The 24,430-nt window shown below is 64.2% G+C and carries 16 protein-coding genes and 2 tRNA genes; 6 read left to right on the top strand and 12 right to left on the bottom strand.

Annotation, left to right across the window (positions count from 1 at the left end; translation table 11 throughout):
- Positions 1-65: 65 nt before the first annotated feature.
- The gene (locus ACI48D_RS18185) at positions 66-824 is read right to left on the bottom strand and encodes an L-asparaginase (RefSeq protein ID WP_435572651.1); all 759 of its coding nucleotides are present in this window, start codon (positions 822-824) and stop codon (positions 66-68) included.
- A gap of 113 nt (positions 825-937) precedes the next feature.
- Here ACI48D_RS18185 and ACI48D_RS18190 point away from each other — a divergent pair, with 113 nt between their 5' ends.
- Together ACI48D_RS18190 and ACI48D_RS18195 are read left to right on the top strand one after the other, a co-directional pair.
- Positions 938-1,423 carry an asparaginase domain-containing protein gene (locus ACI48D_RS18190; protein WP_435572652.1) on the top strand — a complete coding sequence of 162 codons (486 nt, stop codon included), beginning with the start codon at positions 938-940 and terminating at the stop codon, positions 1,421-1,423.
- Positions 1,424-1,509: 86 nt separating this feature from the next.
- Positions 1,510-3,129, top strand: a complete 1,620-nt coding sequence (locus tag ACI48D_RS18195) for a catalase (protein ID WP_435572653.1) — start codon at positions 1,510-1,512, stop codon at positions 3,127-3,129.
- A 97-nt stretch (positions 3,130-3,226) separates the two neighbouring features.
- Here the strand turns inward: ACI48D_RS18195 and ACI48D_RS18200 are convergent, their stop codons facing one another.
- The 5 genes from ACI48D_RS18200 to ACI48D_RS18220 all read right to left on the bottom strand — a co-directional run bounded on the left by ACI48D_RS18200 (position 3,227) and on the right by ACI48D_RS18220 (position 11,809).
- On the bottom strand, positions 3,227-4,123 hold the full coding sequence (locus ACI48D_RS18200) for a recombination-associated protein RdgC (RefSeq protein WP_435572654.1): 897 nt from the start codon (positions 4,121-4,123) through the stop codon (positions 3,227-3,229).
- A gap of 83 nt (positions 4,124-4,206) precedes the next feature.
- A complete protein-coding gene (gene dinB, locus ACI48D_RS18205) occupies positions 4,207-5,283 on the bottom strand; it encodes a DNA polymerase IV (protein WP_435572655.1) in 1,077 nt (358 codons plus the stop codon).
- 109 nt (positions 5,284-5,392) lie between these two features.
- Positions 5,393-7,180 carry a S8 family peptidase gene (locus ACI48D_RS18210; protein ID WP_435572656.1) on the bottom strand — a complete coding sequence of 596 codons (1,788 nt, stop codon included), beginning with the start codon at positions 7,178-7,180 and terminating at the stop codon, positions 5,393-5,395.
- Positions 7,181-7,321: 141 nt separating this feature from the next.
- Positions 7,322-9,142 carry a S8 family peptidase gene (locus ACI48D_RS18215; protein ID WP_435572657.1) on the bottom strand — a complete coding sequence of 607 codons (1,821 nt, stop codon included), beginning with the start codon at positions 9,140-9,142 and terminating at the stop codon, positions 7,322-7,324.
- Positions 9,143-9,586: 444 nt separating this feature from the next.
- The gene (locus tag ACI48D_RS18220; protein WP_435572658.1) at positions 9,587-11,809 is read right to left on the bottom strand and encodes a TonB-dependent receptor; all 2,223 of its coding nucleotides are present in this window, start codon (positions 11,807-11,809) and stop codon (positions 9,587-9,589) included.
- A gap of 286 nt (positions 11,810-12,095) precedes the next feature.
- Between ACI48D_RS18220 and ACI48D_RS18225 the strand changes: the two genes are divergently transcribed.
- Both ACI48D_RS18225 and ACI48D_RS18230 read left to right on the top strand, forming a co-directional pair.
- Positions 12,096-12,171, top strand: a tRNA-Val gene (locus ACI48D_RS18225).
- Positions 12,172-12,218: 47 nt separating this feature from the next.
- Positions 12,219-12,295: transfer RNA gene (locus ACI48D_RS18230), tRNA-Asp, on the top strand.
- A gap of 158 nt (positions 12,296-12,453) precedes the next feature.
- Here the strand turns inward: ACI48D_RS18230 and ACI48D_RS18235 are convergent.
- Positions 12,454-13,581 (bottom strand): GGDEF domain-containing protein, encoded by a 1,128-nt coding sequence (locus ACI48D_RS18235; RefSeq protein ID WP_435572659.1) that lies wholly within the window; start codon positions 13,579-13,581, stop codon positions 12,454-12,456.
- 224 nt (positions 13,582-13,805) lie between these two features.
- Here ACI48D_RS18235 and ACI48D_RS18240 point away from each other — a divergent pair, with 224 nt between their 5' ends.
- Positions 13,806-14,288: a cyclic nucleotide-binding domain-containing protein gene (locus tag ACI48D_RS18240; protein WP_435572660.1), complete on the top strand. Its 483-nt coding sequence runs from the start codon at positions 13,806-13,808 to the stop codon at positions 14,286-14,288.
- Positions 14,285-15,427, top strand: a complete 1,143-nt coding sequence (locus ACI48D_RS18245) for an AI-2E family transporter (protein ID WP_435572661.1) — start codon at positions 14,285-14,287, stop codon at positions 15,425-15,427. Before ACI48D_RS18240 ends, ACI48D_RS18245 begins: the two co-directional genes overlap by 4 nt.
- A 111-nt stretch (positions 15,428-15,538) precedes the next feature.
- Here ACI48D_RS18245 and ACI48D_RS18250 read toward each other — a convergent pair whose 3' ends face one another.
- The 5 genes from ACI48D_RS18250 to ACI48D_RS18270 form a co-directional block, all read right to left on the bottom strand.
- Positions 15,539-17,749: a YgiQ family radical SAM protein gene (locus ACI48D_RS18250; RefSeq protein ID WP_435572749.1), complete on the bottom strand. Its 2,211-nt coding sequence runs from the start codon at positions 17,747-17,749 to the stop codon at positions 15,539-15,541.
- Between the two features lie 177 nt (positions 17,750-17,926).
- Positions 17,927-18,208, bottom strand: a complete 282-nt coding sequence (locus ACI48D_RS18255; RefSeq protein WP_435572662.1) for a DUF4404 family protein — start codon at positions 18,206-18,208, stop codon at positions 17,927-17,929.
- Positions 18,209-18,216: 8 nt separating this feature from the next.
- Entirely contained in the window at positions 18,217-18,429 is a 213-nt protein-coding gene (locus tag ACI48D_RS18260) for a VF530 family DNA-binding protein (protein WP_435572663.1), read from the bottom strand.
- A gap of 86 nt (positions 18,430-18,515) precedes the next feature.
- Positions 18,516-22,877, bottom strand: a complete 4,362-nt coding sequence (locus ACI48D_RS18265) for a SwmB domain-containing protein (RefSeq protein WP_435572664.1) — start codon at positions 22,875-22,877, stop codon at positions 18,516-18,518.
- Positions 22,878-22,892: 15 nt separating this feature from the next.
- On the bottom strand, positions 22,893-24,356 hold the full coding sequence (locus tag ACI48D_RS18270; protein WP_435572665.1) for a hypothetical protein: 1,464 nt from the start codon (positions 24,354-24,356) through the stop codon (positions 22,893-22,895).
- Between the last annotated feature and the right edge of the window lie 74 nt (positions 24,357-24,430).

The following is a 24,430-nucleotide window of genomic DNA, read 5'->3' on the forward strand; positions in this document are numbered from 1 at the left end:
GCGTGACATTCGCGTGCCGCATACGTCCGCGTGGGCATGGTATGCCTACGCCGGCCGCGCCCACCCTACCGAAGCTCGGGTTCGCCGGTGAAGTTGGGCTTAACGCTGGGCATCTCATGCCGGCGCGTCCACAGCCCGGCCCAGCCCGGCGGCCATTCGATTGCCGGTCCGGCATAGGCCGGCAGGCCGGCACGCACCGGCACCACGGGCACCGGCGGCATCTCGACCAGGCCGCCGTTCTTGGGCGGCGGCGCCATGTCGAAGCTGTACATGTAACCCGGCAGCAAGGCATCGCAGACGCCGGCGAACCAGGCCGTGTGGTCTTCGTCGCGGCCCAGCGCGCGCGCCAGGCCTTCGGGGTCGAACTTCGCCAGCGCATGGATCAGCTCGTCCGTGCGGGCGCCGGGCGCGTCGCCCCAGCCCATCACCGGATTGCCGTTGTACACATCGCCCGAGCCGTACCAGCCTTCGCGCCAGGGCCGCTGCATCCAGTCGCGCTGGCCGGCGAACAGGTGCCAGCGCCAGTGCAGGCCGGAGGGCTTGGGCCAGGAATGCAGGTACAGCTTTTCGTAGCCGGCCTTGTGCAGCTCGCGCACCATCGCCATCAGGCGCGCGTGCGGCATGCGGTCCGGCGGCGAGCGGCGGAACAGGATGGCCTCGCCATCGGCGTGCTGTACTTCGTCGGTGGAGAGGTTGAGGTCGAGGGTACGCGCTTCGTTGCCGAAGCGCGCGGAGATCCAGCCAGTCAACAGGTTGACATGGGTAATCACGCCATAGCCGCGATGGCGGTGGAAGATAACGGTGCCTGGAGCGACGGGTTTCATGTGATCAGTGTACTCATCCGATCCGGACGATTCTAGCGCAGTCACATACGGATACACACCGATTTGCGGCTATCATTATCTACCTTATTTTTCTGCGTTTCCAAACCATCATCATGACTTTGCGGATCATCGCCACCGGTGGCACCTTCGACAAACACTACAACGAACTCAACGGTGTTCTGGGCTTTGCGGACAGCCACTTGCCTGAGGTTATCAAGCGCTCGCGCATCACCATCCCGGCCGCGCTCGAGGTCGTCGCCCTGCTCGATTCGCTCGACATGCAGGATGCCGACCGCCAGAAGGTGCTGGCCGCCTGCCAGGCCGCCGCCGAGAAGGCGATCGTGATCGTGCACGGCACCGACACCATGCGTGAAACGGCGGAAGTGCTGGGCGCGGCCGTCAAGGACAAGACCATCGTCTTCACCGGCGCCATGATTCCCTACGAGATCGCACATTCGGATGCGCTGTTCAACTTCGGCTTCGCCTGCGGCGTGGCCCAGACCCTGCCGCCGGGCGTGTACGTGGCGATGAACGGGACCATTTTTACCTGGGATAACGTGACCAAGAACCGCGCCGCCGGCGTATTCCAGCAGCGCTGACCCGGCAGGGTTTCTGGACGGCTATCGGGCGCTGCGCATTTTCGTCAATTTCTACAATGCTTCCTCCATGAACGCAGGAGGAAGCAATGAACGAGCAACGCCCGACCCTGACCACCCGCCAGGGCCATCCCGTCCGCGACAACCAGTCCCTGCGCTCGGTTGGCGAGCGCGGCCCCGCTACGCTGGAAAACTACCAGTTCATCGAGAAGATCACCCACTTCGACCGCGAGCGCATCCCCGAGCGCGTGGTGCACGCGCGCGGCACCGGCGCCCACGGCTATTTCGAAGCCTACGGTAAGATCGGTAAGGAGCCGGCCAGCAAATTCACCCGCGCCCGCGTCCTTAACGAAACCGGCGTGCAGACTCCGGTCTTCGTGCGTTTCTCGACCGTGATCGGCGCCAAGGAATCCCCGGAGACGGCACGCGATCCGCGCGGCTTCGCCGTCAAGCTCAAGACCCTGGACGGCAACTGGGACCTGGTCGGCAACAACCTGAAGGTGTTTTTCATCCGCGACGCGATCAAGTTCCCGGACATGATCCACGCGTTCAAACCCGATCCCGTCACCAACCAGCAGGAGCCGTGGCGCTTCTACGACTTCATCTGCAGCCACCCGGAAGCCCTGCACATGGTTACCTGGGTCAAGAGCCCATGGGGCATCCCGGCCAACTACCGCGAGATGGAAGGCTCGGGCGTGAACACCTATAAACTGGTGAACGACCACGGCGTGGCCCACCTGGTGAAATTCCACTGGCAGCCGAAGCAGGGCGTACGCAATCTGACGTCCCAACAGGCCGCCGAGATCCAGGCCCACGACACCAGCCATGCCACCCGCGACCTGTACGACGCCATCGAGCGCGGCGAATTTCCGGAGTGGGAATTCTGCGTGCAGGTCATGAGCGACGGCGAGCATCCCGAGCTCGACTTCGACCCGCTGGATGACACCAAGCGCTGGCCGGAAGACCAGTTCCCGCTGCTGCCGGTCGGCCGCATGGTGCTCAACAAGAATCCGGACAATGTATTCGCCGAAACCGAGCAGTCGGCCTTCGGCACCGGCGTGCTGGTCGACGGCATCGACTTCTCGGACGACAAGATGTTGCAGGGCCGTACCCTCTCCTACTCGGACACTCAGCGCTACCGCGTCGGCCCCAACTACCTGCAACTGCCGATCAACGCACCGCAAGAAGGCGCACGCGCCCGCACCAACCAGCGCGACGGCCAGATGACGTACTACGTCGATGACGGCGGCGAAGACAAGCACATCAACTACGAACCGAGCCTGATGGGCGGCATGCAAGAAGCGCCGCAGCCGCAGAAGGACTATCACCCGTACGTGCAGGGCCACCTGGGCCGCTACCAGACCACGAGCACCGCGTCCGACTACAAGCAGGCCGGCGATCGCTACCGCAGCTTCCAGGACTGGGAACGCGACGACCTGGTAAACAATGTCGGCGGCGACCTCAAGAAGTGCCCGGAAGTCATCCAGCTACGCATGGTCTGGCACCTGTGGCACTGCGACGAGGACTATGGCCGCCGGGTCGCGCAAGTGGCCGGCATCGACCTCGAGAAGGCCAAGGCCCTGCCACCGCTGCCGGGCAAGCCGGCGCCGCACCAGAACCGCGAAGGGGCGACTTATGCCGGTGGCGTACCGGAGCACCCGGGCGGGGAAAAGGAGCCGTCGACCACGGAGGAAGTGGCGGCGAAATAAGGTAGCGGGTTACAAAAGCAAACGGCCCGGGCAACATGCCAGGGCCGTTTTTTCGTAGGGTGGGCGCGGCCGGCGTAGGTACACCGTGCCCCACGCCTTACGCTTTGGCTTCCCCGCCTAGCGCCTCGACCATGTCCGCCATCATCTTCGACAGCTCACCCGTCATCAACATCATGTCGTTGTCGAAACGCTCATCATCGCTGTAGGTGATGGTTTCGTTTTCCTTGATCACGTCCAGCGGCTTGACGCCCTTGATCGCCAGCGATTCGGTCAGCACGAAGGACACGCGGCTGTTCCAGGTCATGGCCAGGCGGGTGCACTGCTTGCCGGCGGCGATATGGCGGCGGATGTCTTCCGGGTCCAGCGAGTGCTTCACGTAGCGCACCGCGGCCTTGCTCTCGCCGGTGGCGCGCAGCTCGGTGTCCTGGTCGATCGTGAAGTTGTACGGCGCCTCGTCCGATTCCAGCCAGCCGGTCATCACGGCCACCGGCGAGCTCTGCACGCGCAGCGATTCCAGCGGCATCTTGTCGACCGCCTTCAGCAGCAGCTTGATTACCTCGTCGGCCTTGGACGGGCTGGCGGCGTCGATCACCATCCAGCCATTGACCGGGTCGATCCAGGTCCAGACGTTGCTGCGGATCGAGAATGCGCGCGGCAGCAGCTCGTCGGCCACGCGTTCCTTCAGTTCCTTCATCGCCTTCTTACCCGGCGGAAAACCCTGCTGCTCTTCCAGCTCGGCGGCCCTGGCCTTGGCCACCTGGTTGATGACCGAGCCCGGCAGCAGTTTCTTTTCGGTGCCGAGCATCATCAGCATCTGCTTGTTCACTTCATGGACCAGCTTGCCGTTGCCGCGCGGGGAATCCCAGCCCTGGCGCAGCAGTTCATTGCTGCTGGCGGGCGTGAACGCCTGCGGCTGCAGCGCTGCTTCCATTTGTTCGGCGGTAAATGCCCACGGTGCGGGCAGGCGGTAAATCTGAAGATTCTTGAACCACATACTCTCAGTTATCTCTCATTTCCAGGGGAACGACATTCTACACGCTGCTAGGTGGCAATTTTCACCCGACAGGGTAGGCTTTTTTAATGTGTTGCGCGTTCGTCAAACAGACTGAGCTGCTCGACTTGTTCGGTGTCGGCCAGCCGCACGCCGACGCCCAGCAGGCGCACCGGACGGCTGGCCCGCAGCCAGCCCGCCTCCATCAGGTGCGCGTAGATCGCCAGGTTCGGCGCATAAGCGACGCATTCGACCGTGGTTTGCTGGAAGTCGTTGAATTTGATTTTCACGAACAGCTTGTTGATGAATCTTTCGGCATGGTTGCGTTTAATACGTCCCTGCAGCTGCGCCATCAGTTCCGGCAGCAGGGCCAGGCAGGCCGGCAGGTCCGGCACGTCCGGCGTGTAGGTTTCCTCGGTGCTGATCGATTTCCTCTCCCGCACCGGATTGACGTCGCGGTGGTCGATGCCGCGGCACAGGTCGTGCAGGCGGGCGCCGAAGGAACCGAAATGCTCTTGCAGTTTCGCCATGCTCCAGCTGCGCAGATCGGCACAGGTCTGCACGCCCAGCCCGTTCATCTTGGCTGCCGTGACCTTGCCGACGCCATGCAGCTTCTTCACCGGCAGCGCGGCCACGAAGGCGTCGATTTCCTCCGGACGCACCAGGAACAGGCCATCCGGCTTGTTCCAGTCGCTGGCGATCTTGGCCACGAACTTGTTCGGCGCCACGCCGGCCGAGGCCGTGATGCCGACGGTGTCGAAAATGCGCCGGCGGATCTCCTGCGCGATCAGGGTCGCGCTGCCCTTGCAGTGCCTTGACTCCGTCACGTCCAGGTAGGCCTCGTCCAGCGACAGCGGCTCCACCAGTTCCGTGTAGTCGCGGTAGATTTCCATGATCTGGCGCGAGGCGATCCGGTACTTTTCCATGTTCGGCGGGATCAGGAGCAGCTCCGGGCACAGTTTCATCGCCTGGGCGGTGGCCATCGCCGAATGGATGCCGAAGCGGCGCGCCTCGTAGTTGCAGGTCGCGATCACGCCGCGCTGGTCCGCCCGTCCCCCGACCGCCAGCGGCCGGCCGCGCAGCGACGGGTCATCCCGCATCTCGACGGATGCGTAGAAACAGTCGCAATCGCAGTGGATGATCTTGCGGGTCGGGGTGTTCATACTGTAATTGCATACAGTATCTGCGGAATGGCGCGATGATGCAAGAGTGCAATGAAAAAGGGCACGCAACCCAGGTCGCGCGCCCTTTGCTTCACTGCCTGCCGCCTGCTTACCAGGTGAACTTCAGCGTGTACTGGCCGGCACCGCCCGAATAGTAGCGCACACGGATGTAGCGCGCCTGGGTCGTGGTCGCCGTGTTGGCCACCGACACCGCATCGCTCGCACCGGCGCCGTTGGTGCTCAGCGCCAGCTGGTTACCTGCACTGTCATAGGCATACAGGTCGTAGTCCAGCGTGCTCGCACCCGGGGTCAGGGTGGCGCTCAGGGTCTTGCCGGCCGGAACCTGGACCACGAAGTAGTCGGTGTCGGTCGTGCTCGACAGGCTACCGCTGAGCACGGTGCCCGAGGTGGCCACCGCATTGGCGGTCGAGATGTAGTTGTTCGATTCCACTTCGTTCTGGGTCGGCGCCGCGACTGCCACGGTGGCGGCCGCCGCGTTCACGGCCGCTGCCGCGTCGACGATGCCGGCGCCGCAGCCCGAGCAGGCCGCCGGGAAGGCGCGCGCGCTGGCTTTCAGCTTGGATTCGACTTCGTCCGGGGTCAGGTTCGGGTTTTTCGACAGCATCAAGGCGGCCACCCCGGCCACGTGCGGGGTCGCCATCGAGGTGCCCATCATGTAGGCGTAGCTATCGCCCGCCGGGGTGCTGGTGCCCGCATTCCAGGTCGACAGGATGCCGGCGCCGCTGTCGCCGCCCGGTGCCGCCACGTCGACATTCGCCCCGTAGTTCGAATACGACGCCTTGCCGCCGCTACGGCCCACCGCCGCCACCGCGATCACGCCGGCGCAGTTGGCTGGATTGGCGTTCGACGCATTGACGTTGGAGTTGCCGGCCGCGACCACGACCACGGCGCCGCGCGAACGCGCGCTGTTGATCGCGTTCTGGGTGGTGGTGTCGCAGGCGCCGCTGCCGCCCAGCGACAGGTTCAGCACACGCGCCTTGTTCGGGTTGGCCGGTGCGCCGGTGACGGCGCCGCCGGACGCCCAGACGATGGCGTCGGCGATGTCGGACGTATAGCCGCCGCACTTGCCCAGCACGCGCACCGGCAAGACCTTGGCGCCGAAGGCGACGCCGGCCACGCCGACGCCGTTGTTGGCCTTGGCGGCGATGGTGCCGGCCACGTGGGTGCCGTGCCAGCTCGAGGCCTGGTCCTGGGCCGGCATGCCGGTACCGCACTGGCCCGCATAGGTGTTGTCGCCCGGATCGCTGGCGTCGCTGTCGCGGCCGTCGCCGTCGGCGGCGATGGCGGCGCTGGTGATGAAGTCATAGCCCGGCAGGATCTGGCCCGACAGGTCGGCGTGCGGACGGTAGCCGGTGTCGATCACGGCCACGTTGATGCCGGCGCCGGTCGACTTGTCCCAGGCGGCCGGCAGGTTCAGGCCACCCGCGGCTTCATATAGATCCCACTGCTGGCTGTACATCGGATCGGTCGGCACGAACAGCGGCACCATGATGCGGTCGGGCTCGGCGTATTCGACGTCCGGATCGCGTGCCTTCAGTTCGGCGGCCAGGGCGCGGGCTTCGTCCAGCGACATCGTGCGGCTGAGCTGCAGCACATTGGCGCCGGTGGCGGTCGCGTGCAGCGCGCGCATGGTGGCGCCGAGCTGCTGGCCGGCGCGGGCCAGCAGGGCTTGGCGTGCGGCCGACATGGCGTGGGCCGGCTTGGCGCCCTTGGAATTGTCGACCGCGTCCTTGTACTTGACGATCAGGCGGTCGGTCTGGGTAATGATCTTGGTTTGTGCCGTATCGGGCGGCGCGGCGTGCGCGGCCAACGACCCGACAGCGACGAGGGCTGCGGCGCAGATTTTTAACACGGGATACATCTTGCGGTGCGTCATGCTTGCTTCCTCTTCCGTTTAACCGAACAGAAGAGCGTAACGAAAAGCGGCCCGCTTGGGGCCGCTTTCGGGGTTTTCACCACAGAAAAATTTTTGATAAGTAATTGATTGATAAAGGAAATTGTTTTCCTTTACATACAATTACCAGCTCAGCTTCAGCGTGTACTTGCCACTGGTCGAGCCGGTGCCGCCGCTGTAGTACACCACGCGCACGTAAGCGGCCACGGTGGTGGTGCCGTTATTGATCACGCTTGTCGAATCCACCGAACCCGCACCGTTGGTGCTCGAGGTCACCTGGGTGCCGGCGCTGTTGTAGATGTACAGGTCGTAGTCGGAGCTCGAGTTCGGCGTCAGGGTCGAGGTCAGGGTCTTGCCGGCCGGGAGCTGGACCACGAAGTAGTCCGTGTCCGTGGTGCTGGCCATGGTGCCGTTGACCGTGGTACCGGAGGTCGACACCGCATTGGCGGTGGAGATCGTGTTGTTCGACTCGGTTTCCGAGATCGTCGTACCGGTGCTGACGGCGCCGAGGGCGGCATCGACTGCCGCCGAGGCGTCGACGATGCCGGCGCCGCAGCCGCTGCACGCCGCCGGGAAGGCGCGGGCGCTCGACTTCAGTTTGGCCGCGACGTCGTCCGGGGTCAGGTTCGGGTTCGCCGCCAGCATCAGCGCGACCACGCCGGCCACGTGCGGGGTAGCCATCGAGGTGCCCATGTAGCCGACGTAGTTGTCGGCGCCCGGGGTGGTGGTGCCGGCGTTCAGGGTCGACAGGATCGCCGCGCCGCTGTCGCCGCCCGGTGCCGCCACGCTGACCAGGGTGCCGTAGTTCGAGTACGAGGCCTTGCCGCCGGATTTGTTGGTTGCCGCCACCGCGATCACGCCGGAGCAGTTGGCCGGGGAAGCGTTGGATACGTTGACGTTCGAGTTGCCGGCCGCGACCACGACCACGGTGCCGCGCGAACGGGCGCCGTTGATCGCGGTCTGGGTGGTGGTGTCGCAAGCGCCGCTGCCGCCCAGCGACATGTTGATCACCTGGGCTCTAGCCGCGATGTTGGTCACGCCCGAGACGGTGCCGCCGGAGGCCCAGATGATGCCGTCGGCGATGTCGGAGGTGTAGCCGCCGCACTTGCCCAGCACGCGCACCGGCACGACCTTGGCGTTGTAGGCGACGCCGGCCACGCCGATGCCGTTGTTGGTGAGGGCGGCGATGGTGCCGGCCACGTGGGTGCCGTGCCAGCTCGAGTTCGAGGCTGCCGAGCCGGTGCCGCATTCGCCGGCGGCGGTCCAGTCGCCCGGATCGCTGGGATCGCTGTCGCGGCCGGTGCCGTCGTTGGCGACCGCGGTGTCGTTGATGAAGTCATAGCCGGCCAGGATCTGGCCCTGCAGGTCGACGTGCGGACGGTAGCCGGTATCGATCACGGCCACGCGGATGCCGGTGCCGGTCGATTTGTCCCAGGCCGCCGGCAGGCGCATGCCGCCGGTGACATCGGTGTAGTCCCACTGCTGGGCAAACAGCGGGTCGTTCGGCGTGAACATCGCCTGCATGATGCGGTCCGGCTCGGCGTACTCGACCGAGGAGTCGCTGGCCGCCAGGTCGGCGGCAAGCCTGGCGGCGTCGGCCACCGAGACCTTGCGGTTCAGCTTGAGCACATGGGCACCGGTACCGATCGTGTGCAGTTCCTGGATCGTCAGGCCGAGCTTGCGGCCGGCCTGGTCGACCACGGCCTTGCGCGAGGCGGCCATCGGCGAGGCGGCGGCCCGCGAGCGGCCCTTGGCGCCCGGCGCGGCTTCGTCCTTGTACTTCACGATCAGGCGGTCGGTCTGGTCGGACACGCCCGCACCCTGGACGGCGGATGCGGGTGCTGCGGCGGGCACGCCGGCGAACGCGGTGCCTGCGCCGAGGCCGAGGACGGCCGCTGCGCACAGTGTCAAGACTGCCGGGTACATCGATTTCTGAGACTTCATGTTTCTTCCTTTTTATAGAAAAACACAAAAGTTTGATTTTCCGCAAGCACCTCAGTAGAACTGCGTGCCTGAGATCTAGTTTTATCGACGCCAATGTTGCGCATCGATTTCCCGTCTGAAAGCGGGAAACGGAAGAGTAGCGCGAAGGAAGAAACGGTGTAGATACTTCACAATTGATTTCGGCATATTTACAACGGAAAATTAATTCCCGTAGCAAAAACCTACTTTATTTGGCAGGAAAACAGCTGAGCTGAATAATATCCTTTTAAAAACGACAAGAAAGTGACGATCTCATCATTATTGGTCAACCACGATATTTAACACATCGTTTTTACTGATATCAGATATCACTGAAAAAATTTTACCAATATGCATATGTCGACTAAATGAAAAAAGGCCGCGATCGCTCGCGGCCTTTTCGTCATCCAGGGACTGATTCGAGACTTAGAAATTACCCTTGAACTGAACGCCCCAGGTACGCGGCTCGTTGGTAAAGCCGGTCAGGTTGTTGAAGTCGATGGCACCGGTGATGCGGCGCTGGTCGAGGATGTTGCGGCCGAAGGCTGCCACCTCATACTTGCCGCCTGCCCAGTTGTAGCCGACGCGCAGGCCACCCTCGGTGAGCGGCTTGCCGGTGAATTCGGCCGCTTCGTACAGGAAGAAGTTGATCTTCGTACGGTAGGACCAGTCGGTATAGACGAAGAATTCGCCATCGCCCACCGGGACGCCGTAGCGCGCGGTCGCGTTGAGGGTCCACTTCGGCGCCTGCGGCAGCGGGTTGCCGTTGATCTCGACGCGGCCGGCGGCATTGATCGGATCGGTGATCGTGCACTGCGCGCACTTGTTGACGGACAGGCTCGGATCGCGGATCTCGGTGAAGTTGTAGCTGGCGCCGGCGGTCACGCGCAGCGACGGGCTGACGATGCCTTCGATGTCGAATTCGGCGCCCTGGGCCTTGGTCTTCTTGGCGTTGATCAGCTTGGTGACGTTCGAGTTGCCGCCGACCACGGTCAGCTGCTGGTTCTTCACCTCGAAGTCGTACAGCGAGAAGTTGACACGGGCGCGGCGCTCGAACAGGTCGGCCTTGATGCCGCCTTCGACCGAGGTGACGGTCTCGGCGTCGGCCACGGTCACCGGCACCGATGCCGAGGCGGCGGCGATACTCGGTGCGCGGAAGCCGGTTGCCAGGCGGGCGTACAGGTTGACCTCGCGGTTCAGCTTGTAGGTGCCCGACAGGTCCCAGTTGACCTTGCTCTTGCTTTCGCTGATGCCCGACGGGCCGATCAGGGTCACATTGGTATGTTCGAGGGTGTTGAAATCCTTCTTGTCGTCGGTGTAGCGCAGGCCGCCGCGCAGGGTGAAGGCATCGTTGACGGCGTAGGTGACGGAACCGAAGGCGGCCCATGCCTTGTTCTTCTGGTTCGAGACCACGCGCGAGGTTTGCGCCTGGGTCACGCTGTCGAAGTTGTCGCTGCCGCCGGTCGCGTCTTCATCGAAGTAGTACAGGCCGGCCTGCCAGTTCAGCGGGCCCGCGTTCTTCGACTCGACGCGGAATTCCTGAGAATACTGGCTCAGGTCGGTCAGGCGGCTGGCGGTCTGCACCTGGAAGGGAATGAAGCCAGGGCCGGCCGGGGTGCCGCCGTCGATGTCGCCGCGGCTGTTGTAGTGGCCGACGGATTCATAGCCGGTGATCGAGTACAGCTTGACGGCGCCCAGGTCCCAGCTCAGGCGCAGGTTGGCGCCATTGGTTTTCAGGTCCTGGTAATTCAGGGCGTTGGTAACGATGCTGTTCAGGTCGTAGCCGTCGACGATGTCGGCCGTACCCTTCTTGATCAGGTTCGCGCGGAACAGGCGGGCGCTGCCGTTGGTAGTGCGCTGGTGCACGTTGAACAGCGCGCTGAAGCTCGCGTCCGGGGCGTACAGGAACTGCACGCGCTCGGCGTGCTCGTTGTAGCCGTCCAGTTCGCCGGTCTTGTTGGTTTTGGCGACGTCGCTGTAGTTGTTGACGTAGTCGTCGCGGTGCTGGCGCAGGGTCGAGACGCGCATCGCCCACTTGTCCGACAGCGGCACGTTGACGGCACCTTCCAGGTTGACGGTGTTATGGGTGCCCCACGAGGCGTTGTAATAGCCCTCGACCTTCTTCAGGTTTGGCTTTTCGGATTCAAGCTTGACCACGCCGGCCGGGGTATTGCGGCCGAACAGGGTGCCCTGCGGGCCGCGCAGCACTTCCACGCCGGCCACGTCGAAGATCGGGAAGCCCTTCAGGATCGGGTTTTCCTGCACGATGTCGTCATAGATCAGCGACACTGGCTGCGAGGCGAACAGCGAGAAGTCGGTGTTGCCGTAGCCGCGGATGTAGAAGCGCGGGAAGGTGCGGCCGTTCGACGATTCGATGTTCAGGCTCGGTACTTTGCCGGCCAGCACGCGAATGTCTTCGCCACCGGAGACGATGACGTCCAGTTTTTCACCCTTGATGGCGCTGACGGAAACCGGCACCTCCTTGATGTTTTCGGTGCGGCGCTGCGCCGTCACGGTGACGGTCTGCAGCTCGTTGGTCGATGTGGCTTGGGCCTGTGCCAAGGCCGAGGCGGCCGGCAAGGCGGACAGCGCCAGCATCGCACCGTGGGTGGCGATGACGCGCTTGTGCATCTTGGACATCTTGATCATTACGTTTCCTAGAAGAGTGAAAAAAACTGCCGCGTGTCTCCGCGCATCGTTATCGATGTCTTCGTATTGCCCGGCCGGTAAGCGCGCAATTGTCAGGCATGTGGTTTGGCGAATGCAAGAAATAAGCGAAGCATGGGCTGCCATACAACACTGGCAAGGGAAACCGGCAAGCGGGCTTTTCACTTTTTTCAGTAAAACTCTTGCGTGCTGCGGAAGGGATACGCTATGATGCGGGCCTCTTCGGACGTGATGACAAACGTCGGAAGACATCGCAGAAGCGGTATGCGGGCGCTTAGCTCAGTTGGTAGAGCGGATCCCTTACAAGGATTAGGTCGGGAGTTCGAGCCTCTCAGCGCCCACCAGATTTTCCTGGCGATGTCGAAAAAGCGAAGAACCGATCAGTAGAAACGGAGCGGTAGTTCAGTTGGTTAGAATACCGGCCTGTCACGCCGGGGGTCGCGGGTTCGAGCCCCGTCCGCTCCGCCAGAATCAAGCAAAAAGGTCCGACTTGTCGGGCCTTTTTGCTTTTCAGGTACAGGAAGGATCTCCCCTGCGGGAGATCCGATTTCGGGCTCGAAGGGAATCGCTTGCAAGCGATTCCGCGGCCCGCGGGATGTGGGCGAGCCCCGTCCGCTCCGCCAGAATCAGGCGCGCTTGAGCATGGGCGCGCCGGCCTCGACCCGATTGCGTCCGCTGGTCTTGGCCGCGTACAGCGCATGGTCGGCGCGCGCCAGCGCCGCCGTCAGCTCTTCCCCGCCGCCGATCACCACGACACCGATACTGACCGTCATGCGGTAGCCAGGGGCATCGCCGATCACCGGCAAGGCGGTCACCGCCAGGCGCAGGCGCTCGGCCGCGTCGAGCGCGCCATCGAGCGTGGTGCCGGGCAGGGCCAGCGCAAATTCCTCGCCGCCGAGGCGGCCGATCACGTCATGCTCGCGCAGCACGCCGCGCGCGACGCCGGCGAATACACGCAACGCCTCGTCGCCGCAGGCGTGGCCGAAGCTGTCGTTGAGCTGCTTGAAGTGGTCGATGTCGAGCATCAGCAGGGCGATCGGCTTGCGCAGGCGCAGCGCCAGCATGCGTGCGCCTTCCGCGCGCTCGAAGAAGGCGCGGCGGTTGAGCATGCCGGTGAGGCCGTCGATGGTGGCCAGGCGGCGCATCAGCTCATCGTCCTTTTGCTTGCACAGCAGGAGGAAGCCGAAACCGTTCACGATCATCAGAAGGTAGCTGGCCAGGTAGGCCAGGGCGATCATGGACGTCAGGCCCGGACCTGGACTGCCGCCTTCGAAGCCCAGCCAGGCCCAGATCGCCAGCGCGAACAGGATGTTGTTGACGCCGATGATCCGCTGCAGCAGCGGCGCCTCGCGCGGACGCAGCAGGACCACGGCCGCGCCGAACACGGACAGGGCAATGATGAAGGAGATCAGTTCCGTGAGCTGCAGCCGCGAAGCGCCGGTGGCCACCGCATAGCCGACCGTCACCCAGCCGGGCAGCGTAAGCAGGTAGAGCGAGCGGCGCCAGCGCGTAAAACCGAAAAACAGGCAGTTGGCGCCCACTTCCAGCGCTACCCCACCCAGCCACACGCAGGCGGACAGCCCCTCGACCAGGCGCATTTCGAACTGTGGCGCGATCCACCAGCAGAGCTGGGCCAAGCCGATCGCCAGACGACCCCACATCCAGTAACCGAGGGCGGGACTGTTTTCCGCACCGCGCATATAGCCTGCCATCAGCAGCGCAAACGCGATATTGCCGACTCCTAAAGCCAGCATGAAAGTCTGAATATCGATCACTCGTGGTCCTCAGGGATTACCGCAGAAGTCCATATAAGTATTACAACAGTTGTTTCCCGAAAGAATTATATTACACGGTTTCATATTTAGCGTACGCACAATTCGTTCAAGAACTTAGTTTGTTGTCTGATAAATGCATACACATCGTGCATAATTGACAAGTAGGTGATCGATCGATTGACCGCCGCTTTCCTGGAGTCTCCGTGATCTTTGGTTTCCTTAAATCCCAGACCTTGTCCCCGCGCCAGCGCAGGCTGCAGAACGCGCCGCTGTTCGGTTCGCTCAAGCCGCTCGAGGTCAAGTTCGTGGATGGCCTGATGCACGAGCGCCGCTACCTGCCGGAAGAGATCGTGTTCGACGAGAACGAGGAAGGCCAGGCGCTCTACCTGGTGATGGCGGGCCGGGTCGAGATCAGCCGCATGCGCGAGGGCAGCCGCCAGCTGGTGAGCGAGCTGGGGCCGGGCAGCTTCTTCGGCGACCTCGCCCTGCTCGACAACTCGCCGCGCAGCGCCCGTGCGCGCGCCATCGACCACTGCGAGCTGGCGGTGTTCTTCCGCGACGACTTCCTGGCGCTGATGGATACCGATGCCGTCATCGGCTACAAGATCTCGCTGGCGCTGGCACGCCACATCGGCCATCGCCTGCGCGACCGGCTCAACGGCCATCCCCAGCTGGAAGCCCTATGATCGGCGGGTCCACGGTCCGCGAGGAGCGCGCCGGGCCGGTGGTCTGGACCGCGATCGTCGGCGTCACCTGCCTGCTGCTGGTACTGCTCGAGCACATGCTGTGGCTGGTGCTGCCCTTTATCTTCGGTACCGTGATGTACTACACGCTGCTCGGGCCGATGCGGCGCCTGCTGCGCCTGGGCTTTTCGCGCAGCGCCTCGTCGATGCTGGTGTGCGCCGTGTTCTTCGGACTGGCCGCGCTGGCCGTGGTGGCCGCGCTGTCGTGGAGCGTCGGGCCGGCAGACGACAGCGCTTCCTGGCACGATACGCTGGCGCTGTACGCGAACGGCGGGGTGGCCTTCGTGCGCAACACGATGGCACTGCTGGAAGTAAAGTTTCCGCTGCTGGCGGAGATGCACCTGAGCTCGCTGGTCAACAAGCGTTTCAAAGCCTTCACCGACAACTTCGCCCAGCGCTATCTGGCCACCATCCTGGTCACGGCGGCCGGCTGGCTGCCCTCGTTGCTGCTGGCGCCCTTCCTCGCCTTCTTCTTCCTGCGCGACGGCTTGCGCTTCAAGAAATTCCTGGCACGCGCGGTGCCGAACGCCTACTTCGAACGCACCCTGTTCCTGCTGCACCAGGTCGACCAGACCGCGCGCCGCTATTTCGAAGGCCTGCTCAAGCTGACCGTGCTCGACACCATCGTGCTGGGCTTCGGCCTGTGGGTGATCGGCGTCTCGTCGCCGCTGCTGCTGGGTTTTATCTCGGCGCTGCTGGCCTGGGTGCCCTTCGTCGGCTCGGTGGTCGGCTGCGTGATGGTGGTGATCGTGGCCGCCACCGACGCTCCCGGCAATCCGCTGGTGGCCTACGGCGCGATCGTGGTCTTCATCCTGGCGCGCCTGCTGGACGATTTCGTGTTCATGCCGATCACGCTCGGGCGCAGCCTGCGCATCCACCCCTTGATCACGGTGCTGATGATCTTCATCGGCGGCGCGCTGTCGGGCGTGGCCGGCCTGATGCTGGTACTGCCGCTGCTGGGCGTGGTGATGGTGATCGGCGAGACGCTGGGCCGGCTGGTGACCAATCCGCGGCTGCGGGCGCGGCACCGGTATGCCAGGCAGTTGCGGGAGAAGCAGGCGAGCGGGGATTTGACCATCTAGCCACCACGCGCTGATCCGTCATCCCCGCGCAGGCGGGGATCCAAGTTGGACGAGCAGGCGAAACGCGTGCAGAACTTGGGTTCCCGCCTGCGCGGGAACGACGAAAGAGGACTATTTCCGCCCCGCCGCCTTTTGCTTGGGCTTGGCCTTGATGGTCGACAGGATGCCCGGCTTGGCCTTTCCCGGCGGCGCCACCAACGGCGCCGGCTCGCTGCGGCCGTTGCCACGTCCGTTCTTGCGGGTCGCGACTTCGATCACGCGGCCCTTCGGCGCTGCGCTGCGGGCCTCGGCCACCAGCGGCATGGCCTTGCGCTCGCTACGCGGCGTCATTTCCTGTTCGCTGCCGGCGGGCGGCACCAGGTGGCGCTCGCCGTTGCCGATCAGGTCGCCGCGGCCCATGCGCTTCAGGCCTTCGCGCAGCACCGGCCAGTTTTCCGGGTCGTAGTAGCGCAGGAATGCCTTGTGCAGCTTGCGCGTCTTGCCGCTTTTCGCGGTCTCGACGACTTCGGAATCCTCGGTCACCTTGGCCAGCGGGTTTTTACCCGTGTGGTACATGGTGGTCGCCATCGCCATCGGGGTCGGCGTGAAGGTCTGCACCTGGTCGAGGTGGAAGTTGTTCTTCTTCAGCCATAGGGCCAGGTTCAGCATGTCCTCGTCGGTCGAGCCGGGGTGGGCCGCGATGAAGTAGGGAATCAGGTACTGCTTCTTGCCCGCCTCCTTCGAGTACTTGTCGAACAGGGCCTTGAACTCGTCGTAGCTGCCGATACCCGGCTTCATCATCTTCGACAGCGTGCCCTCTTCCGTGTGCTCCGGCGCGATCTTCAGCAGGCCCCCGACGTGGTGCGTCACCAGCTCCTTCACGTACTCGGGCGAGCGCACGGCCAGGTCGTAGCGCAGGCCGGAGCCGATCAGGATCTTCTTGATGCCGGGGATCGCGCGCGCCTTGCGGTACAGCGAGATCAGCTTGGTGTGGTCGGTGCCCAGGTTGGAGCAAATGGTCGGGTACACGCAGGACAGCCTACGGCAGGTTTCCTCGACCTTCTTGTCCTTGCAGGCCAGGCGGTACATGTTGGCGGTCGGGCCGCCCAGGTCGGTGATGGTGCCGGCGAAGTTCTTGGTGGTGTCGCGGATCAGTTCGATCTCGCGCAGGATCGACGGCTCCGAACGGCTCTGGATGATGCGGCCCTCGTGCTCGGTGATCGAGCAGAAGGTGCAGCCGCCGAAGCAGCCGCGCATGATGTTCACGGAGTAGCGGATCATCTCCCAGGCCGGGATGTGCGCCTTGCCGTAGCTCGGGTGCGGCGCGCGCGCGTACGGCAGGTCGTAGACGCCGTCCATCTCGTCCATCGCGAGCGGCAGCGGCGGCGCGTTCAGCCAGACGTCACGATCGCCGTGCTGCTGCACCAGCGCGCGCGCATTGCCCGGATTCGACTCCAGGTGGAACACGCGCGAGGCATGCGCGTACATCACCGGGTCTTCGCTGACGGTTTCGAAACCCGGCAGGCGCACCACAGTCTTCTGGGCCTTTGCGCGGGCGGCGGCTTGCCGCTCTTCGCGCGTCATGATGACGATCGGTTTCACCACCGGCTCGGGTTGCGCGTTCTCGGTGGCGCAAGCCTTCGTGTCTTCCTGCGCCATCGCGTACGGATTCGGGTGCGGATCGACACGGCCCGGCACGTCCACGCGGGTGGAGTTATGCACGCTCCACTCCTCGTCCGGCAGCCAGCCGTGCGGCACCAGGAAGGCGGTGCCGCGCAGGTCGCGGATGCTCTTGATGCTCTCGCCGGCCGCGATGCGGCGGGTGACGTCGACCAGCGCGCGCTCGGCATTGCCGAAGATGAGCAGGTCGGCCTTCGATTCGAACAGCACCGAACGGCGCACCTTGTCCGACCAGTAATCGTAGTGCGCGATGCGGCGCAGCGAGGCCTCGATGCTGCCGGCGATGACCGGCACGCCCGGGAAGGCTTCGCGGGCGCGCTGGCAGTACACCGTCACGGCGCGGTCGGGGCGCTTGTTCGGCTCGGCGTTCGGCGTGTACGCATCGTCCGAGCGGATCTTGCGGTCGGCCGTGTAGCGGTTGACCATCGAGTCCATGTTGCCGGCCGTGATGCCCCAGTACAGGTTGGGCTTGCCGAGCGCGCGGAAGGGTTCCACGGAGGTCCAGTCCGGCTGGCTGATGATGCCGACCCGATAACCCTGCGCTTCCAGCAGGCGGCCGACCAGCGCCATCCCGAAGCTCGGGTGGTCGATGTAGGCGTCGCCCGTGATCAGGATGATGTCGCACGAATCCCAGCCCAACTTCTCCATCTCGGCGCGGGACATGGGCAGGAAGGGGGCGGCGGGAGCACGGCTGGAGCGCTTGGGGACGCTCGCGAAAAGATTCGAAGGGGAGTTCATTGGCCGATATTTTACAGTAAAAGTGTTCGGCCAGCTCCCTCCCCTTCCAAAAATGGCTTAACTTTCAACGACTTGGCTCATCCGTTGAGGCTGGATGTTGCGTCAGATCCCCATATTCGACAGGATGTTGCCGAGCTGGCGCAGGGCCGGCTCCAGGGTCGGGTGGCGCGCCGCGAAGCGGGCCGTGAGCTCCTGGCTGCGCGAGGCCAGGCCGTAGGTGTTGGCGTCCGGATCGTCGGCACGGCGCTCGAGCACATGCTTGATGTCGCCGTCGAGCTGGCGCAGCAGCATCTCCAGTTCGTCGTCGACCTCCCCCGTTTCCTCGAGGTGGCGGTGTAGGGTCTTGAGGTGCGCTTTCAAGGTGTCTTCGTTGTCGTTCAACATGTCGTCCCTCATGTGGTGAACTTGGTCTCCAGGTACAGCTTCTCGACCTGTTCCCGGGCCCAGGGCGTCTTGCGCAGGAACTTCAGGCTCGACTTGATGCTGGGGTCTTTGATAAAGCAATTGATCGCGATGCGGCGGCCGAGCCCGTCCCAGCCGTAGTGCTCGACCAGGCGGGTTAGCACCGATTCTAAGGTAATACCGTGTAATGCCTGAACACTCATTGCAGAGCCAATATCATTGTGGGGCGTTATGCGAAAGTTTATATCCGATGGGGAAGGATGGGCGCGCGAAGGCGCCCATCCGACAATCAGTGCGCCGGAGGCACGCCGATGGTCTTGATGACAACCGAATTATCCAGGTTGTTTGCCAGCTCGGCGTCGACATAGCCAACGAAATACGTGCCCGCTGCCGTGCCGTCGCTGTAGCTCAAGCCGTAGCCGGTGCCGCCCGTGACCTGCTCGACGATGTACAGGGCATTCTCGGCGACGACCTTGAACGCCTTTACTCCATGTGCCAACGCAATGGTACCGCTCGCGGTGCCATTCGTTGCGTACAGGTCGCCGTTGGCCAGCGAGAAGAAGGCCTGGTCGGCGTCGGCCTGCAGGCTGGCGAGCGCGGACGTGCCGCCCGTCAGCTCGACCTTGGCCGGCGCCGCTGCCGAGGCGTCCAGGCCGTAGACTTTCGCGCCGTCTGCGTAGACCAGCATATTGCCGAAGGTTTTGTTTGCCGACAGCGTGCCGCCCAGCTGGATCGTGCCGTCCGCACTGCCGTCGGTGATGAACAGGGCCTGGTTCGAGGCCGAGGTATATGCCTGGAACACCAGCTTGCCGGCGACCGTGACCGCATGAAGGTCGCCGGACAAGCCCGAGCCGGTGCCGGGAAGGATGTCCTTGACCAGGCCGATGGTCCCCTTGGCGGCATCGGCCATCCACAATTCGGCGCCGTGGGGAGCATCGGAGATGGAGAAGAAGGTCTTGGTGCCGGTCGAGCCGAGCAGGGCCGAGCCGGCATTGATGTCGACCAGGCGCGTGACCGTGCTTCCGTCGGTCGAGAACAGCGCCCGCGTGGTAGTGGTGTCGACCGTGACGCTTGCACTGAAGTAGAGTGTATCGCCGACGTGGCCGAGCATCTGCGGATTGGAACTGGCCCAGCCGGGGTTGATATCGAAGCTCTTCGTTCCCGCGGTCGTGCCATCGGTGACGACGAGTTCACGTCCAGCCGACAGCGACAGGTCGGCCGAAAACGCCGCCAGATGCCCGAACGCGGAAAACGAACCCGGCATGGAACCGTAGGCGCCAGCCTGCAGATCCGCCAGCCGGACCGTCCCCGCTTCGGTACCGTCGCTGATCCATGGTTCATTGCCGCTCACACCATCGTTGCCACTGAACAGCAGTTTGCCGCTGTCGAGCAGGATACCCTCGTTAAAGCTGAGGTATCCGCTCGACGAGCCCGGCCAGATATCCTTGACCATGGTCGTCGCCGCTCCGCTGTCGGTGACGCGGGTGATCGCCAGTTCAGCGCCATACGGATCGGAATACGTGCTGCTCCAGATGACCTGGTGGGCGGTGTCCACGATCCCGCTCTTCAGGGTCGGCACGGTATGGGTGCCGGCTGCCGTGCCGTCCGTGACCAGTCCCGGGGACTGCGAGCCGCCGTCCGGGAAGACCAGGTATTTGCCGAGCACGATCGGCGTGTTGTACAGAGGCACGCTGCTCGACAGGCTGGCAGGCGCATTGCCGCTGCCGTCGAAGCCCAGCACCGCACGTTCCGTTTTCCCGCTCGCATAGTTATAAAACTCGGCCGCGAATACCGCCCCCGAGTGATCGGCGTTCACGCTCAGCTGCCTGGAATACCAGTTCGCCCCCTGCCCGGCCACGTATTGCGTTCCCGCGGTCGTGCCGTCGCTGGCGAACAGGCCGGCATTCGACGCGACCAGCAGCGTCCAGGGCGCCTTGGCCTGGGGCGGCGCGGTCTTGTTCTCCACGGCCTGGCCGGCCAGGCTGGCCGCATCATTGCCGAGCGTATCCTGGATCGCGGCAACGTCGTTGCCGCTGGTCGGGTCGGTATAGCTGATCTTCAGGACGTCGCCGGACGACACCGCCTTGGAGAGCGAAAGAATGAGTTTCTTGCCGGCGCTGTCCAGCGACACGCCGCTGATCGTTGCCGTGCTGCCCTCCAGCTTGAAAGCGTCGGTGCCGGGGAGGTGGGCGGCGTCCAGGCGGTTCGCATCGTTATAGGTCAGCGTCAGCGTGGCACCGTCGACGGCGGCCGACACCAGGACCGGTCCTTCCTTGTCGGCGGTCAGGTTCTGTACCGGCTTGCCGGTGAAGCTGGCGGCATCGTTGCCATGCATGTCCTGCAGCGCCGCGACGTCGTTGCCGGCGGTTGGGTCGGCATAGCTGAGCTTTAGTACGTCGGCACTCTTCACCGCCTCGGACAGGGTCAGGATCACCTTATGGGCATTGGCGTCGACCGAGACAGCCGTGACGGTGGCCGTCGACCCCTCGATCTTGAATGCGCCCACCGCGGGCAGATGGCTCGCGTCGAGCGGGCTGTCGTCGCTGAAGCTGAGCGTCAGCGTGGCGCCGTTCACGGCCGCCGAGGCAAACACCGGCGCTTTGTTCTCGACAGGGAAGGCGACGCCCTGGGTATGCAAGGCCGCGGCCTTGCTGAGGTCGAAGCTATCCTGCGGGAGCGCGCTGACGTAATGCGTCCCCGCGGCGGTGCCGTCGCTGAACCATAGACCGCTTGCCGAGCCACTGCCTGTCGTGGCCGTAAAGTAGATTGCATTTTCCGCGACGACCTTGAACTGGCTGACCTTGCTGGCCAGCGCCAGCGGTGCGTCCACCCCATTCCAGGAATACAGGGCGCCGCTCGAGGAGACGTAGTAGATCTGATCGGCATCCGACTGTATCGCCTGCGTGCCCAGCGGGCCCGGCAGTTGGACGGGGGTTGCCTTGGCGCCGGTCAGATTGACTGCGTGCAGCCCTTCGCTGTCGGCGAACACCATGGTATTCGTGGTCACGACAATCTGGGACGGGCGCTGGTTGCCGACCTGCCAGGTGCCCTGCTCGGTGCCATCGCTCAGGAAGAATCCGACGGTGGCGGCGGACGTATAGGCAGTAAAGGCAAGCTTGCCGCCAGCCATGAGTACGTTGCCGGAATACACTTCGGCAAGCGCCGAGCCGCTGCCGGGCAGGATATCCTTTACCAGGCTGAACTTGCCGTCTGCAAAGTTCGCTACCCACAACTCATCGCCATGGGCGCTGTCGGACACCTTGAAGAATGCTTTCTCGTTGTTCCAGGCCAGCATGTTTGCATTCGACCCGACATCGGCCACCTTCTGGATCGCGGCGCCATCCGTCGAATAGATCGACACCGTCGATGTGCCGGCCTGGCTCGACATCGCCTTGAAAAACAGGCGATCGCCCACCTGGCCTAGGATTTCAGGCTGAGAATAGCGCGGGAAGCTGGTGTCGAGGATCTTCGTCCCCGCTGGCGTTCCATCGGTGGAAATAAGCCGGGCGCTGCCGTTGTCGCCATTCACGACGACGTTGTTCGCGGCGATCACCACCTTGCCGCCCAGCGACGCCATGAAATAGGGATTGCTTTCCGCCAGCCCCGGCGCCAGATCGACAAGCCGGTAGGTGCCGTCGGCCGTGCCGTCGCTGACCCAGGGCTCGGTGCCGCTGGTCCCGTCATTGCCTGCGAATACGACCCGTCCGTCTGGTAGCGAAGCGATCGGGGAATAGGGCACCCCGTTTGCCGAGCCGGACGCGATATCCTTGACCATGACGGTTTCCGCGCCACGGTCGGTGATCGTGGTCCTGAATAATTCCCTGCCATACGGCCCGGTGGTAATCGCGCCCCAGAGCGCCTGGTTGCCGGTATCGACCAGGTCGCGCGGTATGTCGGCCACGATCTGGGTGCCCGCGGCGGTGCCGTCGGTCACGAAGGCATTGACGCCGCTTTGTCCGCCATCCGCAACCACGATCTTGTTGCCGAAGCGGTAGTAAGGAGGGTTGAAGTAACTGTTGAAACTGTTTGTGCTGGCCAATACCGACGTGCCCGCTGCCGTGCCATCGGTGCCATAGAGTTTGTCTGCAAGAACGACGGCGGCCGTGCCATCGCCGTTCGCGATCACGGTGCTGCCGCCAAAATACGTGCTCGACGTGAGCAAATATTTGCTTCCCGCGGCCGTGCCGTCGCTGGAGTAGATGCCGCGGCTGCCCGTCATCACCAATGTCCAGGCGCTCTTTTCCACGCTGCCCGCGAGGGGCGCATCGCCAATCGGTGCCGGCGCCGTCCCCAGCACCTGGGCGCCGAGCATGACCGTTGCCGTCGAACCGCTGACGGCCACGCGCAGGTCGAATGAGCCGTCGCTGAAGACCAGGGTCTGCGCCGTCGTGTTGGCCGGCAGTTCCACGTGGCTGCCGTCAGTGCGCACGGCGATGGCCGTCGAGCCATCCCGGTACACTTTCCAGTCCTGCGAGCTTCCCGCCAGGCGGATCGTGTTGGCGCCGAGCGCGCCGATCAGCACCAGCGAAGCACCGGTCTCGACGGTGATGGTCTGCCCGCCCTCAGCGTCGTAGAGTTCGGTTGAAAAGCCCGTGTTGACCGTGTAATTCGGGCTGTTCGGGAGCAGGACACCGATGAAGTTTGTCGTCATGCTGCGGTTTCTCCGTTAAAGGAACTGGACTCGGCCAAGGTTGAGTGCATTAAAGGAATTGATGTCGAAAACCAGGGTTCCCGACGCGACGGCATTGACCAGCGTGACGCTGGACACCGTACCGTTCTTGTTGACGGTGAACGTTACGTCCCGGCCTTTCGTGGAGACCGCAACGCCGCTGGCGGCGACGTTCTTCCACTGCAGGACGTCGTCGGCGCCAAAATTACTGATCCGTACATTGCTTGACAGCAGAGCATCGTCGGCGAGGACGAATGCGCCACTGTCCGTGTCGATCGACGCCGGGGCCGCTACTGTCCCGCCCAGCCCGTCGAGCGAAGCCGTTCCTCCCGCATCGGCGGCATCGAAGCCGATGTCGCCGACCGGCAGCGCATTGAAGGAGGCGACGTCGTAGACGATGCTGCCGGCGCTCACCACATTCGCCAGCACGATGCTCGAGACGACGCCACCCTTGTTCATCGTCAGGATGACGTTCGCGCCCTGGCTGGCGACAGCGATCAGGCTTCTCGCGGCCGGCGGCAGCGCGATCCTGTCGTCGGCGCCGAAATTGGCGATCACGGCGTAGCTCGCCACATTGATGTCGTCGCTGAACGCGGCACGCATGCCGGCGCCATTCCAGGCAGTCGGCGCGCTTGGCGTTCCCGGATTCTGGTCGAGCGATATCGTGACCTCGGCTGCCACGGGCGGGATCGGTGTTGGCGTTGGCGTCGGTGTTGGCGTCGGCGTTGGCGTCGGCGTCGGCGTCGGCGTTGGCGTTGGCGTTGGCGTCGGCGTTGGCGTTGGCGTTGGCGTTGGCGTCGGCGTCGGCGCCGGCAGCGGGATCGGCCCTGCCGACCCGTAAGTGATTTGCGTGGCCAGTGCAGTCACGGCTTCACGCCCCAATACGGTATTGTTCGGCGCCACTGGCCCCGATGCGTCGATGACGCCGCTTGCGCGCAAACCATCGATGATCTTGTCGACGCTGTCGCCGGGCGAGCTGGCGGTCGCGGCCTTGAACGGCGCAGTCAGAAAATCCGTGCCGGCAGGAACGGCAACCCCGGTGTTGCCAAGGTTGGCGCCGAGTGACTGCACCAGAACCGTCTGTGCCGACAAGTAGGTTTGCGGATTGGACAGTTCAGGGCGCGCGGCCTGCAGGGTGCGGAAATTGTCGCCGCCGAGCGGTGCGGCATCGGCATTCCCCAGCCGCCCGCGTGCTTCGACGATTTGCAGGATCGCTTCCGTGAGCGGCGTCACGTTGCCGCGCATGAGATTGGCGCCGGCCGACAGGGCGATACCGCGCAGGGTGACATGGGGGACCACGCCGGCCGCCGAACTGGCGGTGACAAGGCAAGGGGCATCGCCGATACCGCTGACCGAATAGGCGCCGCTGCTGTCCGTTTTCGTCACCGCACTGCCGTTCGTGCACACCACGGCGACGTCGAAATTGGCGGCGGCCGCACCTGTGGCGGCAATCCCGCTCACGACCAGCGGCGCCGGTACTGGCGTTGGCGGCGTGGTCGAGACCGGCGGGGGCGTTACGCTCACGGGCGGCGGAT

This window comes from Massilia sp. LXY-6 (assembly GCF_051233485.1).
Taxonomy (GTDB): Bacteria; Pseudomonadota; Gammaproteobacteria; order Burkholderiales; family Burkholderiaceae_D; genus Telluria.